This is a genomic window from Streptomyces sp. CA-142005 (assembly GCF_050942335.1).
GTDB lineage: Bacteria > Actinomycetota > Actinomycetes > Streptomycetales > Streptomycetaceae > Streptomyces.
In genome coordinates this window covers 4,288,171-4,303,338 of record NZ_CP192078.1, presented here as the reverse complement: position 1 = coordinate 4,303,338, position 15,168 = coordinate 4,288,171, and the positions used below count along the sequence as shown (strand labels likewise).

The 15,168-nt window shown below is 71.5% G+C and carries 9 protein-coding genes; 5 read left to right on the top strand and 4 right to left on the bottom strand.

Features of this window, described 5'->3' with window-relative positions; genetic code table 11:
- Positions 1-63: 63 nt before the first annotated feature.
- Complete coding sequence (locus ACQPXS_RS20210) at positions 64-588, bottom strand: Rv3235 family protein (RefSeq protein ID WP_433450764.1); 525 nt, start codon at positions 586-588, stop codon at positions 64-66.
- A gap of 330 nt (positions 589-918) precedes the next feature.
- On the opposite strand from ACQPXS_RS20210, the gene ACQPXS_RS20205 reads away from it, so the two are divergent.
- A complete protein-coding gene (locus ACQPXS_RS20205) occupies positions 919-1,431 on the top strand; it encodes a DUF6912 family protein (RefSeq protein WP_356312008.1) in 513 nt (170 codons plus the stop codon).
- A gap of 67 nt (positions 1,432-1,498) precedes the next feature.
- Positions 1,499-2,167 carry an HAD family hydrolase gene (locus ACQPXS_RS20200; RefSeq protein WP_433450763.1) on the top strand — a complete coding sequence of 223 codons (669 nt, stop codon included), beginning with the start codon at positions 1,499-1,501 and terminating at the stop codon, positions 2,165-2,167.
- A gap of 186 nt (positions 2,168-2,353) precedes the next feature.
- Here ACQPXS_RS20200 and ACQPXS_RS20195 read toward each other — a convergent pair whose 3' ends face one another.
- Positions 2,354-2,920, bottom strand: a complete 567-nt coding sequence (locus tag ACQPXS_RS20195) for a DJ-1/PfpI family protein (protein ID WP_399172437.1) — start codon at positions 2,918-2,920, stop codon at positions 2,354-2,356.
- 1,143 nt (positions 2,921-4,063) lie between these two features.
- Here ACQPXS_RS20195 and ACQPXS_RS20190 point away from each other — a divergent pair.
- From ACQPXS_RS20190 to ACQPXS_RS20180, 3 genes are all read left to right on the top strand, one after another.
- Complete coding sequence (locus ACQPXS_RS20190; RefSeq protein WP_433450762.1) at positions 4,064-8,998, top strand: NAD-glutamate dehydrogenase; 4,935 nt, start codon at positions 4,064-4,066, stop codon at positions 8,996-8,998.
- A gap of 137 nt (positions 8,999-9,135) precedes the next feature.
- Entirely contained in the window at positions 9,136-9,621 is a 486-nt protein-coding gene (locus ACQPXS_RS20185; RefSeq protein ID WP_433450761.1) for a GtrA family protein, read from the top strand.
- A complete protein-coding gene (locus tag ACQPXS_RS20180) occupies positions 9,602-11,116 on the top strand; it encodes a hypothetical protein (protein ID WP_433450760.1) in 1,515 nt (504 codons plus the stop codon). The genes ACQPXS_RS20185 and ACQPXS_RS20180 overlap by 20 nt, the downstream gene beginning before the upstream one ends.
- A gap of 137 nt (positions 11,117-11,253) precedes the next feature.
- On the opposite strand, the gene ACQPXS_RS20175 is transcribed toward ACQPXS_RS20180, so the two are convergent.
- Together ACQPXS_RS20175 and ACQPXS_RS20170 are read right to left on the bottom strand one after the other, a co-directional pair.
- On the bottom strand, positions 11,254-12,918 hold the full coding sequence (locus ACQPXS_RS20175; protein ID WP_433450759.1) for a glycosyltransferase family 2 protein: 1,665 nt from the start codon (positions 12,916-12,918) through the stop codon (positions 11,254-11,256).
- The gene (locus ACQPXS_RS20170; RefSeq protein WP_433450758.1) at positions 12,915-15,122 is read right to left on the bottom strand and encodes a CDP-glycerol glycerophosphotransferase family protein; all 2,208 of its coding nucleotides are present in this window, start codon (positions 15,120-15,122) and stop codon (positions 12,915-12,917) included. The genes ACQPXS_RS20175 and ACQPXS_RS20170 overlap by 4 nt, the downstream gene beginning before the upstream one ends.
- Between the last annotated feature and the right edge of the window lie 46 nt (positions 15,123-15,168).

Genomic DNA, 15,168 nt, shown 5'->3' with positions numbered 1-15,168 from the left:
CGCGGGATGGGACAGCCGTGTGTCGGTGGTGTGGCTGGTCGCAGGTACGGCCTGTGCTGGTTGCTAGGGGCGGGGCCCTGTTTCCACTGCTGTGCAGCGCCAGCGGAGGTCCTGGCCGCGTTCCAGGCGGAAGGCCAGGGCGCGGAGTTGGTTTCCGGCGGCGATGCGGGCGAAGACCTCGAGGGCGCCCTCGCTGGGGACGTAGTAGCCGATGTCGTGGACGACGGGGCGGGCTCCGCGCGTGCGCAGGGGGCTGCGTTCGGCGAGGCGAGTCAGGTCGTCGTAGGCGCGGCCGGCGGTGTGGCGGAGCATCCAGTGGACGGGCCGCTGACCGCTCAGGACGGCCAGCAGACGGTCTGCGAAGAGGTCGGTGGGGCGTACCGGGGACAAGGCGGTCTCCGGCGTCGGGAGGGCCGTTCCGTGGTTTCGCGGCGTGGTCGGGGGCACGGCGTGCCTGCCCCTGATGGACGGCTTGCGGGGTGGGGCGCCGCCCGGGCGGCGGGTGTCGTGGCGGGTCGGCGGGCGGCGGCGCGGGTGGCGAGTGCGGTTCGTCGCCTTGGGCGCGGTGCGGCTCATGACCTTGTTCATGGGGTCCCCGTTCGGCGGGCCCGGGTGATACCGGGCGGTAACTCGCTGGTGGGGATCTTGTACGGGGGCGGGGAGCGGGGTGGCAAGGGAGGCACGGCCGGAGCGGGCGGGGCCGAGAGGTTCACCTATCAGGGGGATGCGGCTGTCCCGGATCCTTGAGGTGTGGCGAGTTGCCGGGGTGAATCCATGGTGCGGAGTCGACGGTTTCGGGGGAGTGGGCACAGACCCGAAAGGGGACCGGCACACGTATCCTGAAGGCCCTCCGGGAGACGCGGCAGCCGCCCTTCCCGGGGCCTCAGCGGAGCCTTTGAGCAGGAAAGAGCGGCCGGTATGCGCGTCTACGTCCCCCTGACCCTCCCCGGTCTCGCCGAGGCGCACAAGACGGGCGAGCTGGGGAGCGGCCCGTTCCTGGCGTATGCGGTCACGCCCGCGCTGCGCGAGTGGTATCTCTCCGAGGACATCGAGGAGCTGGAGTACGCGGCGCTCAGCCGGGCCGCGCTGGCCTCCCTGCGGCTGCTGGCGGCGGATCCGGGTGCGGTACGGCGCCGGGTGGTGGTCGCCGTGGACGTGGCCGACGGCGCCGCGAGCGTCGACCCGGACCGTGCGCTGGACCCCTCCGCCCTCGGCGAGGTGACCGTGACGACGACCGTGCCGCTCGCCAAGGCGGCCGCGGTGCACGTCGACGCCGAGGACGCGGAGCAGGACGTGGCCGCGGCGGCGGATGCGCTGGAGGCGGCCGACGGTGGGGACGACGACGCGCAGTTCGTCGTGGACGGCGCGGACGATCACGAGCTCCTGTGGTACGCCACGCAGGAGATCCCCAACCTCGTCGGACTCGTCTGACCCGATCCGACCTGGGCGGATTCACCGGCTGGGCTCGTTGTCAGTGCGGGCGGGTACGGTTTCTGGCATGGGGATGAAGGGGACTTCGCACATCGTCTGGGACTGGAACGGCACGTTGTTCCACGACAATGACGCGATCATCGGGGCGACGAACGCGGCGTTCGCGGAGCTGGGGCTCGAGCCGATCACGCTGGAGCAGTACCGGTCGCTGTACTGCGTGCCGGTGCCGAAGTTCTACGAGCGGCTGATCGGCCGGCTGCCCACCGATGTCGAGTGGGAGCTGATGGACGAGGTCTTCCACCGGTACTACGCCGAGCACCGGGCGCGGTGCGGCCTGACCGAAGGGGCGGAGGAGCTGCTCGCGGGGTGGCGGTCGGCGGGGCACAGCCAGTCGCTGCTCAGCATGTACGTGCACGACGAACTGGTGCCGCTCGTACGGGGGTTCGGGATCGAGGCGCACTTCCTGCGGGTCGACGGGCGTACGGGGCCGTCCGGGGGAAGCAAGGCCGAGCACATGGTGCGGCATCTGGAGGCGCTGGGCGGGGTTGTGGAGCCGGCGCGGACCGTGGTGATCGGGGACGCGGCGGACGACGCGATCGCGGCGCGGGGTGTGGGGGCGCGGGCCGTGCTGTACACCGGGGGGTCGCACAGCCGGACCAGTCTCGAGGAAGTGGGGGTGCCGGTGGTGGACACGTTGGCGGAGGCGGTGGAGGAAGCGCTGCGAATAGCGGCGTAGCCGCGGGTGCCGGGTTCTTGGGGACCGGTGCGGCTGGTGGTGCCCTGTGCCGTGGTGAGGCCGTTTCGCCTGCCCGCACCGGCGGGGTGCCGCTGCGCGGGCGGTCAGGACGGGTCCGTCGCTCGGTGATGTGCCGCAACCACCACGGTGGACTCCGCCCCGGCCGCCCCTCGGCTCGCCGCCTCCTCAGTTCACCGGTGCCTTGGAGCGCAGGACCTTGAGGAACTCGCGCATCCAGGTCGGGTGGTCGGGCCAGGCCCGGGAGGAGACCAGGGTGCCGTCGACCACGGCCTCGGTGTCCTGGAAGCTCGCCCCGGCTGCCTGCATGTCCGGTTCCAGCGCGGGATACGCCGTGACCCGGCGGCCCCGCAGGCTGTCGATCGCCGCGGTGAGCAGCGGGCCGTGGCAGATCTGGGCGACCGGCCGGTCGGAGTCGAAGAACGCCTTGAGGATCTTGCGGAGCTCGGGGTCGTTGCGCAGATACTCGGGGGCCCGGCCGCCGGGGATGACGAGGGCCGCGTACTCCCCGGGGTCCACGTCGGCGAAGGCCAGGTCGGCGGGCCAGGTGTAGCCCGGCTTCTCGGTGTAGGTGTCGTAGCCGGGTTCGAAGTCGTGGACGACGAAGCGGAGGGTCTTGCGGGTGGGGGCCGCGATATGGACCTCGTAGCCCTCCTCGCGCAGACGCTGGTACGGGTAGAGGACTTCCAGGGACTCCGCCGCGTCGCCGGTGACGATCAGGATCTTCGCGGGCATGTCGGCTCCTCCGGGTGCTCCGGTGCTCCTGTACTCCTGGGCGGGACGCACTGTCCCTGGGCAACGTGCCAACACCGGGCGTGCTTGCCAAGGGGGGCCGTCGCGGTTCCGGCCCTCGGCCAAGCGCCGGGACCCCACTGGCGGCAGGGTGCCCTGTTCTCAGAGTGCGGTCAGCGCCCCACCGGCGCGACCGCACACCCACCGCTACGAGACCGCAAGCTCACGGTCACAGGACCGGAAGCTCACCGCCCCCCACCCGGCGCCGACGTCCGATGCCGACGCCACGAGACCGGACGCCCACGACCCGTACCGCGGCGTCCCCGGCCCCGAGCCGTGGCACCGCCCGCACCTCGGAGCCCATCGCCCCGCGACCAGACGCCCACCCGACGCCCAACGCCGACGCCACGAGACCAGACGCCCACCCCCGCTCACCGGGAGCCCACCGCCCCGCGACCGGACCCCATCACCCAGAACCGGACCCCACCACCCCGCCACGCAACGCCCGCCCCACCAACCCCACTCCCACGAAACCGCCAGTCCCAAGCCGCACACCCACCGCACCCCACCCAGCACAGCAGCCGGTCCCACTGACCCCGAAAACCCCACCGCACCCGATCACCACCTCCACCCCACCAAGCCCATCCCCCCACCACCGCGAACCCCACCAACCCCACCAACCCCACCCGACCGGATACGCCACCACCCCGCACCCCACCCCTGTGCAGAACGTCAAACTTCACCCCTCGGTTTTGTACACATACGGCTCATGACGGGCCCCCCGTGAGGAGCGATAGCCTTGTGGCGTGATCAGCGCGATATCTCGCGGGGGCGATCCTGCTCCTGCCCTGCGCCCGGGTTGCACGGAGCACCTCCGTGACCGGGCGGCGGTCGCTGGTCTTCGCGGGCGGGGCGGGGCCGCAGGAGCCCCCGGGACGCCGAGGACAACCCTGGACACGGCGGCGCCGGGAGCAGCGTCACACCGCTCCGGCGTGTCGAGAATGGCCGAAAACCCCCCGCTCATCTCACCTCGCGGCATAGCGTCGATGCGGACCGGACACCCCGGGCCGTGGCGTCGAGCCGGAGGGAAAGAGACCGTACTTCCTTCTACGTCACGCAACGGCGCGCGACAGGAGTCAGAGGACAATGCAGACCAAGCTGGACGAAGCCAAGGCCGAGCTGCTCGAGAGGGCTGCCCGGGTAGCTGAGAACAGCCCGGTCGGGGGGCACCTACCGACCGGGACCGCGGGCAAGGGCTCCCCGGGCACCCCGGACAGCGAGTCCATGCTCGCTTTCCTCCAGCGCTACTACCTGCACACCGCACCGGAAGACCTCACCGACCGGGACCCGGTCGACGTCTTCGGCGCCGCGGTCTCGCACTACCGTCTCGCCGAGCACCGCCCCCAGGGCACGGCGAACGTGCGGGTCCACACCCCGACCGTGGAGGAGAACGGGTGGACCTGCAGTCACTCGGTCGTGGAGGTCGTCACCGACGACATGCCCTTCCTCGTCGACTCGGTCACCAATGAGCTGACCCGGCGGGGCCGTGGGATCCACGTCGTCGTCCACCCGCAGTTCATGGTCCGGCGCGACCTGACCGGCAAGCTCATCGAGGTCCTGCCGACCCCGCCGGGCGGCGACCTGCCGCACGACGCGCACTTCGAGTCCTGGATCCACGTCGAGATCGACCGGGAGACCGACCGCGCCGACCTGAAGCAGATCACCGCCGATCTGCTGCGCGTGCTGTCCGACGTGCGCGAGGCCGTCGAGGACTGGGAGAAGATGCGGGACGCGGCGACCCGGATCGCCGGCGACCTGGAGAGCGAGCCCGTCCCGGGCGATCTGCCCCGGCCCGAGGTCGAGGAGGCCCGCGAGCTGCTGCGCTGGCTCGCCGACGACCACTTCACCTTCCTCGGCTACCGCGAGTACCAGCTGCGCGAGGACGACACGCTCGCCGCCGTGCCCGGCACCGGTCTCGGCATACTGCGCTCGGACCCGCACCACGCCGAGGACGAGCAGCACCCGGTCAGCCCTTCCTTCGAGCGGCTGCCGGCCGACGCCCGCGCCAAGGCCCGCGAGCACAAGCTGCTCGTGCTGACCAAGGCCAACAGCCGGGCCACCGTGCACCGGCCGTCGTACCTGGACTACATCGGCGTCAAGAAGTTCGACGCGGACGGGAACGTCGTGGGTGAGCGGCGATTCCTCGGTCTGTTCTCCTCGGCCGCGTACACCGAGTCCGTGCGCCGCGTCCCGGTCATCCGCCGCAAGGTCGACGAGGTGCTGGAGCGCGCCGGGTTCTCGCCCAACAGCCACGACGGCCGCGACCTGCTGCAGATCCTGGAGACCTACCCGCGCGACGAGCTGTTCCAGACGCCCGTCGCCGAACTGCAGTCCATCGTCACGAGCGTCCTCTACCTGCAGGAGCGGCGGCGCCTCAGGCTCTACCTGCGGCAGGACGAGTACGGCCGCTACTACTCGGCCCTCGTCTACCTCCCGCGTGACCGCTACACCACCGGCGTCCGGCTGCGGATCATCGACATCCTCAAGGAGGAGCTGGGCGGCGTCAGCGTCGACTTCACCGCCTGGAACACCGAGTCGATCCTCTCCCGGCTGCACTTCGTCGTCCGTGTCCCGCCGGGCACCGTGCTGCCCGAGCTGTCGGACGCCGACAAGGACCGCATCGAGGCCCGCCTGGTCGAGGCCGCCCGGTCCTGGGCCGACGCGTTCGCCGAGGCGCTGACCGCCGAGTGCGGTGAGGAGCACGCGGCCGAGGTGCTGCGCCGCTACAACCACGCCTTCCCCGAGGGCTACAAGGCCGACCACACCCCGCGCGCCGCGGTCGCCGACCTGGTCCACCTGGAGCAGCTCAGCGAGGACAAGACCTTCAGCCTGAGCCTGTACGAGCCGGTGGGTGCCGGGCCGGAGGAGCGCCGGTTCAAGATCTACCAGAAGGGCGGCACCGTCTCCCTTTCCAAGGTGCTGCCGGTGCTCAGCCGCCTCGGCGTCGAGGTCACCGACGAGCGGCCGTACGAGCTGCGCTGCGCGGACCGCACCACCGCCTGGATCTACGACTTCGGTCTGCGCATGCCCAAGGCGGGCAGCGGCGACCACCTCGCCGACGACGCCCGTGAGCGCTTCCAGGAGGCCTTCGCCGCCACCTGGACCGGCAAGGCGGAGAACGACGGCTTCAACGCCCTGGTGCTGAGCGCCGGGCTGACCTGGCGTCAGGCGATGGTGCTGCGCGCCTACGCCAAGTACCTGCGGCAGGCCGGTTCGACCTTCTCGCAGGACTACATGGAGGACACCCTCCGCAACAACGTCCACACCACCCGGCTGCTGGTCTCGCTGTTCGAGGCGCGGATGTCGCCGGACCGGCAGAAGGCCGGTCTCGAGATCACCGACGCCCTGCTGGAGGAGCTGGACGCGGCCCTGGACCAGGTGGCGAGCCTGGACGAGGACCGGATCCTCAGGTCCTTCCTGACCGTCATCAAGGCGACCCTGCGCACGAACTTCTTCCAGGAGGCGCTCGGCGGCACGCCGCACGACTACGTCTCCATGAAGTTCGACCCGCAGGCCATCCCGGACCTGCCGGCGCCCCGTCCGGCGTACGAGATCTGGGTGTACTCGCCGCGGGTCGAGGGCGTGCACCTGCGCTTCGGCAAGGTCGCGCGCGGTGGTCTGCGCTGGTCCGACCGGCGCGAGGACTTCCGTACCGAGATCCTGGGCCTGGTCAAGGCGCAGATGGTGAAGAACACCGTCATCGTGCCGGTCGGCGCCAAGGGCGGCTTCGTCGCCAAGCAGCTGCCGGACCCGGCCAAGGACCGCGACGCGTGGCTGGCCGAGGGCGTCGCCAGCTACAAGACGTTCATCTCGGCGCTGCTCGACATCACCGACAACATGGTCGCCGGCGAGGTCGTGCCGCCGCAGGACGTGGTCCGGCACGACGGCGACGACACCTACCTGGTCGTCGCGGCCGACAAGGGCACCGCGACCTTCTCGGACATCGCCAACGGCGTCGCCGAGAAGTACAACTTCTGGCTCGGCGACGCCTTCGCCTCCGGCGGCTCGGCCGGCTACGACCACAAGGGCATGGGCATCACCGCGCGCGGCGCCTGGGAGTCCGTGAAGCGGCACTTCCGTGAGCTGGGCGTGGACACGCAGACCGAGGACTTCACGGTCGTCGGCATCGGTGACATGTCCGGTGACGTGTTCGGCAACGGCATGCTGCTCTCGGAGCACATCCGCCTGGTCGCCGCCTTCGACCACCGGCACATCTTCATCGACCCCACCCCGGACGCGGCCACCTCCTACGCCGAGCGCCGCCGCCTGTTCGAGCTGCCCCGCTCCAGCTGGGCCGACTACAACACCGAGCTGCTGTCGGCGGGCGGCGGGATCTTCCCGCGCAGCGCCAAGTCGATCCCGGTCAACGCCCACATCCGCGAGGCCCTCGGCATCGAGGGCAAGGTCACCAAGATGACCCCGGCCGACCTGATGAAGGCGATCCTGCAGTCCCCGGTGGACCTGCTGTGGAACGGCGGCATCGGCACGTACGTGAAGGCGTCGGCGGAGTCGAACGCGGACGTCGGCGACAAGGCCAACGACGCCATCCGCGTCGACGGCGCCGACCTGCGCGTCAAGGTCGTCGGCGAGGGCGGCAACCTGGGTCTGACCCAGCTCGGCCGGATCGAGTTCGCGCTGCACGGCGGCCGGATCAACACCGACGCGATCGACAACAGCGCCGGCGTGGACACCTCCGACCACGAGGTGAACATCAAGATCCTGCTGAACGGCCTGGTCGCGGACGGCGACATGACCGTCAAGCAGCGCAACAAGCTGCTCGCGGAGATGACCGACGAGGTCGGCGCGCTGGTCCTGCGCAACAACTACGCGCAGAACACCGCCCTGGCCAACGCCCTGTTCCAGGCCAAGGACATGCTCCACGCCCAGCAGCGGTTCCTGCGCCACCTGGTGCGCGAGGGCCACCTGGACCGCGCGCTGGAGTTCCTGCCGACCGACCGTCAGATCCGCGAGCGCCTCGGCCAGGGCCAGGGCCTGACCAGCCCGGAGACCGCCGTCGTCCTGGCGTACACGAAGATCACGGTCGCCGAGGAGCTGCTGGCCACCTCCCTGCCCGACGACCCGTACCTGCGCAGCCTGCTGCACGCCTACTTCCCGACGGCGCTGCGCGAGCGGTTCGCGGACGCCGTCGACAACCACCCGCTGCGCCGCGAGATCACCACGACCGTGCTGGTCAACGACACGGTCAACACGGGCGGTACGACGTATCTGCACCGTCTGCGCGAGGAGACCGGCGCCTCCCTGGAGGAGATCGTCCGGGCCCAGACCGCGGCCCGCGCGATCTTCCGCTCGGCGCCGGTGTGGGACGCGGTCGAGGAGCTGGACAACAAGGTCGACGCGGCCGTCCAGACCCGGATCCGGCTGCACTCGCGCCGGCTGGTCGAGCGCGGCACGCGCTGGCTGCTCAACAACCGGCCGCAGCCGCTGCAGCTGGCCGAGACGGTCGAGTTCTTCGCCGAGCGGGTCGAGCGGGTCTGGCAGGAGCTGCCGAAGCTGCTGCGCGGCGCGGACCTGGAGTGGTACCAGCACGTGTACGACGAGCTGTCCGCGGCCGGCGTCCCGGACGAACTCGCCACGCGCGTGGCCGGGTTCTCCTCCGCCTTCCCGACGCTCGACATCGTGTCGGTGGCCGACCGCATGGGCAAGGAGCCGCTCGACGTCGCCGAGATCTACTACGACCTCGCCGACCGGCTCGACATCACCCAGCTGATGGACCGCATCATCGAGTTGCCCCGCGCCGACCGCTGGCAGTCCATGGCCCGCGCCTCCATCCGCGAGGACCTGTACGCGGCGCACGCGGCGCTCACCGCGGACGTCCTCGCGGTCGGCAACGGCACCTCCACTCCCGAGCAGCGCTTCAAGGCCTGGGAGCAGAAGAACGCGCCCATCCTGAGCCGGGCGCGCACCACCCTGGAGGAGATCCGCGGTTCGGAGACCTTCGACCTCGCCAACCTGTCGGTGGCGATGCGGACGATGCGGACGCTGCTGCGCACGCATTCGTAGGACCACGGCAGTCACAGCGCCCCGGGCCGACGTCGAATCGGCCCGGGGCGTTCCCTTTCTTGCCGACCCTTAGGCAAAAACGATCAGCGAATTTACCGTTTCCTGCTAATCGGTGCCTTTCGGATAGGGTCGGCGCTGTGACTGTTCAACTCACCGAGATCACCGAGACCCGCGCGGCGGCACCCCTCGCGCCGGCTCCGGCCCGGCCCGTCACGCGTGTCGTGCTGGAGGTCGTGAAATTCGGGATCGTCGGCGGCAGCGGTGTCCTCGTCAATTTCCTGGTCTTCAACCTGCTGCTGCACGGCCTGGGTTGGCAGGCGATGACCGCGACCGTCCTGGCCAGCTGGATCGCGATGGCGACCAATTACCTGGGCTTCCGCTATTTCGCCTATCGCGACCGGTCCTCGCGCACCCGCAGCCAGATCATCCTGTTCTTCGTGTTCAGCGGCCTCGGTGTCGTGATGGAAATCGGCCTGTTCTGGGTCGGCTATCACGGTCTCGGCCTGCGCGGTGTGCTGGCGTCGAATGCGGCGAAGGCACTGTCGATCGTCCTCGCCTCCGCCTTCCGGTTCCTCGTCTACCGCACCTGGGTGTTCCAGCAGGATGCACACCGCACCGTCTGACACCGGGCCGGTGAGCCGCACGCAGCCCCCGTCGGGCGCCGCGCGGGCCGGCCGGGCGCTGCCGCAGGCCGCCGCCGCGCTGGTCGTGGTGCTGCTGCTCCTGGTGATCGTCCGCCTGCCCTGGGCGGGCGACCTCGGCATGCACGCGGCCACCGTCCAGCGCCTGAGCCACGACCTGTTCCATCCCGGCAACCCGCTGGTCGACGCGGACACGCCGAGCCCCTACTACTCGCCGTGGATGCTGGTCCTGGGGCTGGTCGCCAAGCTGACCGGCCTGTCGGTGTTCGTCGTCCTGCGGCTGGCCGCGCTCGTCGGGCTGACCCTGCTCGTCACCGGCGTCCGGCGCTACGTCCGCACGCTCAGCTCCCACCGCATGGCACCCGCGCTGGCGCTGCTCAGCCTGCTGTTCCTCTGGGGCCCGCTGCTCTTCAACTGGTCCGGCTTCCTGGGCCTGAACTCCCTTGCGCTGACGGTGTCGTACCCCAGCGTCTTCTCGCTCGGCCTCACCTTCCACTTCTGGGCCTGGGTCACGCGGGCGACGCGCGAGGAGGCCGCGTGGGGAAGGTGGCTGTGGCTCGGTGTGCTCTGGGCGCTGATCCTGCTGTGCCACCAGTTCACCGGCGTGGTGGCCTCGTTGGGCGCCCTGGCGATGGTGATCGCGGCGCGGCCGCCCCGCGCGGTGCTGCTGCGGCTGTCCGCCGCGCTCGCCCTGGGCCTGCTCCTGCTGTGGCTGTGGCCGTACTACGACTTCTTCTCCCTGTTCTCGGCCGGCGCGGACCTGGAGGCCATCCACAAGCCGCTGTACGAGCACCTGGCCGCGCGGTTCGGTCTGGTGCTGGTCGGGGCGGCCGCGCTGGTGCTCCGCTTCCGACGCGACCGCTGGGACCCGCTGGTGCTGTTCTTCGCGCTGGGCGTGCTGGTGTTCGCCGCGGGCGGGCTGTCCGGCCACTACTCCTGGGGCCGCGCCCTGCCCGCCGCACTGATCCCGGCCCAGCTCGCGGCCGCCCTGGAGACCGTCTCGGCGGGGCGGCGGGCGATGGGGAGGGCGGGCTGGGCGTGCCTGTTGGGTGCCGCCCTGCTGGTCGGCGCGTGGACGCAGGTGGGGACGCTCGGTTATGTGACGGGGCGTGCCGCTCTGCCGTCCGCGGTCGCCTCCAAGTACCGGACGCCGTGGGTGGGGTACCACTGGATCACGCCGTGGGTGAAGTACGGGGACGTGGTGATGGCCCGGACGACTCCGGCGCGGCAGATCCCCGCGTACGGGCCGTACACCGTGGCGCCGGGGTATCCGGATGTGTTCCTTCCGGACGCCGCGCGGCGGGAGGACGCGGTGGCCCGGTACTTCGCCGCGGGGACGTCTTCCGCTGACCGGGCCGGGATTCTGCGGGAGTACGGCGTGAAGTGGGTCGTGGGTCCGAAGAGCCTGGCGGGGCCGGGGCTTCGGAAGGTGACGGTCGGCCCGGCGTCCCAGGTCCTGTACCGAGTGGTGCCCTGAGCTGTCGCCGGGCGGGGCACTGAGCGGCCGACGGCGACGGCAATGCGCCCAGGGGCGTGGGGAACGGCGCGAGCGGCCAGGACGGGCCCGCGGTCGCCCACGGACCCGCACCTCGACGGCGCTTCGGAGCGGCCCCCTTACCTCAGCACGCTGGACAGCAGCTTCGCCGCCTTGCGGACCTTCGGGCGGGCCACCTTCCGCACGACCGGGCGGATGACACGGGCCGTCACCCCCACCGGGCGCCAGCGGATCTGCAGGCGGCCGGGGTTGCGGTTCTCCGGTTCCACGGCGACCTCGTGCGGGGTCGCACCGGAGCGGTATTCGATCTGGGCCGTGAGGGCGGGGAAGGACAGGGGAGCCAGCAGCACACCGGAGTTGGCCAGGCCCTGCTGCTGGAGGCGGACCACCGGGTGCCGTACGCCCGCGAAGCCCTGGAAGGGGAGCGGGGCCTCGGCCAGGTCCAGATGGACCGTGCCCTCGAAGACGCCGGGGCGGACCGGGTCGAGCCGGAAGGGGACCGCCATCCGGCGGTTGCCGGGGGAGAGGACCAGGCCGGCTCGCTGCGGGCCCACGGGGAGGCGCAGACCGGGGTCGTAGGTGCGGACGGCCAGGGTGAGGGAGGCTCCGGGGCCCGGGGTCAGCTCCGTGATCTCGTGGCGGAACTGCGCGCTCGGGAACGGGCGCGTGTCCAACTCCAGGTCGGACACGTCCAGTTCGCGGCGGGCGCGGTCGGACGTGGGCACGCGGTCGCCCCAGTACGGCACACCGGACGCGTCGGCCGTGACCTGCCGCGGCGCCACCCCGTGCCCGAGCCCGCGGGCCGCGAGCCGGACCTCCTCCAGGCGGCCCTGGCGCAGCAGCTCCAGCACCACCCGCTCGGGGCGGGGCAGGCGGGCGTACGCGCCGGGGGACAGGGTCTCCAGGTACGGGTTCACGATGTCCGCGAAGGCGCTCAGCCACTCCTCGTCCCGGTAGGGCAGGTCGCCCGCGTACATCCGGAAGTCGTGCTTGAGGAACTTGTAGTCCTTGTCCTCGCGCAGCCCCGCGTGCCCGCTCTCCACCAGGAAGTCGTCGATCAGACGCTGGACGTGGATCCGGTCGCGGACGTTCGTGACCTTGTGCCGCTGGTTCGAGATCGAGGCCGTCGCCGCCGCCGCGAACGGGTCGATGTACCAGACGTACACCGGGTCCGGAATGATCGTGAACGCCTTCGCCAGGCAGTACGCCTGCGCCGAGAACAGCTGGTCCTCGTAGTGGATGCCCTCCGGGAAGCGCAACTCGTGCCGGTCGAGGAAGGAACGCGCGTACATCTTGCTCGTCGACAGGTGCTCGAACAGCAGCCGCGGGTCGGCCTCGATGCCCTCCACCGTGCGGCGCTCGGCGACCAGGTGCCGCATCCACGTCGTACGGCGGCCGTTGTCCACCCGCACCCGGCGCACCGCCCCCATGGTGAAGTCCACCTCCCGCTCGCGGTGCGCGGCGAGCAGCAACTCCACCGCGCGGGGCGGGAGTTCGTCGTCGCTGTCGAGGAACATCAGATACGGCGCCCGGGCGATGTCGATGGCCCGGTTGCGCGGGGCGCTGCAGCCGCCGCTGTTCTCCGGCAGGCGGAGGTAGCGGATGCGGGAGTCCTCCGACTCCAGCCGGCGCGCCACAGCCGGCGTGTCGTCGGTGGAGTGGTCGTCGCTGATGATGATCTCGATGTTCGCGTGCGTCTGCGCGCGCAGCGAGGCGACCGCCCGGGGCAGGCGGGCGGCGTCGTTGTAGACGATGACCGTCACCGTCACGTCGGGGGTCGTCATGCCGAGGCCTCCTCGGGGGTCGGGGCGGGGGTGCGTTCCTCCAGCGGGATCACCGGTGGCAGTGACTCCTCCGGTTCGCCGAGGAACACCCGTCGTACGACCCGTTCGGCGGCGCGGCCGTCGTCGTACTCGCAGAACCGGCGCCGGAAGGTGGCCCGCGCCTTGGCCGCGCCCTCGTCGCGCCAGGCGCCGGAGACGAAGATCTCCGTCAGCTCCTCCTGCGTGCGCGCGACCTGGCCGGGGTGGTCGGTCATGAGGTCGAAGTAGACGCCCCGGGTGGTGCGGTAGGTCTCCCAGTCGTCGGCGTAGACGACGATCGGGCGGTCGAGGTTGGCGTAGTCGAACATGATCGACGAGTAGTCCGTGACCAGCGCGTCGGCGGCCAGGCAGAGCTCCTCCACGGGGTCGTAGGAGGAGACGTCGATGATCCGGCCGGAGCGGCGCAGACCGGTCAGCGGGGAGGCGGCGCCGCCGTAGAAGTAGTGGGCGCGGACCAGGAGCACGGTGTCCTCGCCGAGGCGGTCGGCGAGGGCCGCGAGGTCCAGGCGCGGGGTGAAGCCGGCCTCGTAGTCGCGGTGGGTCGGGGCGTACAGGACGGCCGTCCTGCCGGGCGGGATGCCCAGGCGTTCCCGGGCGGCGCGCACTTCCCGGGCGCCGCTCGTGTAGAAGACGTCGTTGCGCGGATAGCCGTAGTCGAGCGAGGTGTAGCGGGCCGGGTAGGCGCGCTCCCACATGCGGGTCGAGTGGCTGTTGGCGCTGACGCTGTAGTCCCACTTGTCGATGCGGGCCAGCAGCGCGGCGAAGTCCAGGCCCTTGGCGGCGGCCGGGTGTTCCTTCTGGTCCAGGCCCATGCGCTTGAGCGGGGTGCCGTGGTGGGTCTGGAGGTGGATCGCGTCGGGGCGTTTGACCACCGCGTTGGGGAAGTTGACGTTGTTCGTGAGGTACTTGGCGGTGGCCAGCGTCTCCCAGTAGCGGCGGGTGCCGGGGACGACGTGGTCGGTGCCGGGCGGCAGCAGCGCCGTGTTCTCCTTCGACACCGTCCACACCTGGTGGATGTGCGGGGCGAGTTCGGCGAGCTTGGCGGCGATCGCGGCCGGGTTGCAGGACACCCCGCGGTCCCAGTAGGCGGCGAACACGGCCAGGTCCGGGTCGACGGGACGGTTCAGGGCGCGGTGGTACTGCTGGTCGCGGAGCTTGGCGCCGACCTGCTTCTTCCGGGTGCGCACGGCCTTCTTGGCGGCGCGGCGGGCGCGGTTGGCGGCCTGGAACGCGCGGTACTTGGTGTACGCGCCCTCCTCCAGCAGGGCGTGCCGTACGCCCTCCACCCCGGCCGGGCGCTCGTGCTTCTCGGGGCGCCAGCGGACCGCGGCGAGGGAGGCGCGGCGGAAGAACTCGCGGGCGACGGCGTCGGGCAGGTTCTCGCCGGCGAAGGTGCGCACGAGGTCGCGCATCATCAGGTCGTACAGCACCGTGCGGGCGGCGCGGCGGTCCCTGGCGAGGGAGAGCAGCGAGTCGTAGCGGTCGATCAGCGCGAACCGGTCCTCGGGGGCGAGCGGCGGCAGGCTCTCGGGGCGCAGCCGGCGGTTCTCGTACGCCACCTGGTTGAGACAGGCGACCCGGCCGGCGTGCAGCAGGGCGGCGTGGGCGGCCTGCGGTTCGTCGTCGGTGGTGAGCTGCTGCTCGTGCGCCCGCCAGAACGCGGCGCGCAGGGCGCGGTTGCCGAGCAGCGGGGTCAGGCGCAGCAGGTCGGCGGCCTCGTCCAGGGGCAGGCTGTCGCGGCCGACGGCGGCGAGCAGCCGGCCGTCGCGGGAGGGGGTGCCGGCGGTCTGCCAGGTGGTGGTGACGTGGTCGAAGACGAGTACGTCCACCCCGGCGCCGTCGGCGGCGTCCAGCTCGGCGGTCCGCTCGGCGATCAGCCGGGCGGCGCCGGCGGGCAGGCTGTCCTTGGCGTGGACGAAGTGCAGCCAGCGGCCGCTCGCGCGGGCGGCGCCGGCCGCCCGGGCCGCCGCGTCACCGGTGCCCTCCGGCAGCGGTACGACCACCGTCTCGGGGGCGTGGCCCTCGGCCGTCTCCCGCGCCCAGTCGCCGACCGCGGCGACGATGACCTCGGCGGCGGGGAGCGGGCGGGCTTCCAGGGAGTCCAGCAACTCTGTCAGGTGCCCCTGTGCGTTCGGTCCGTAGACGATGACGCTGAGTTGGGGCATCGCAGTGGACTCCTTCGGCTCGTCGGCTTGGGGCACCCTTCATAAC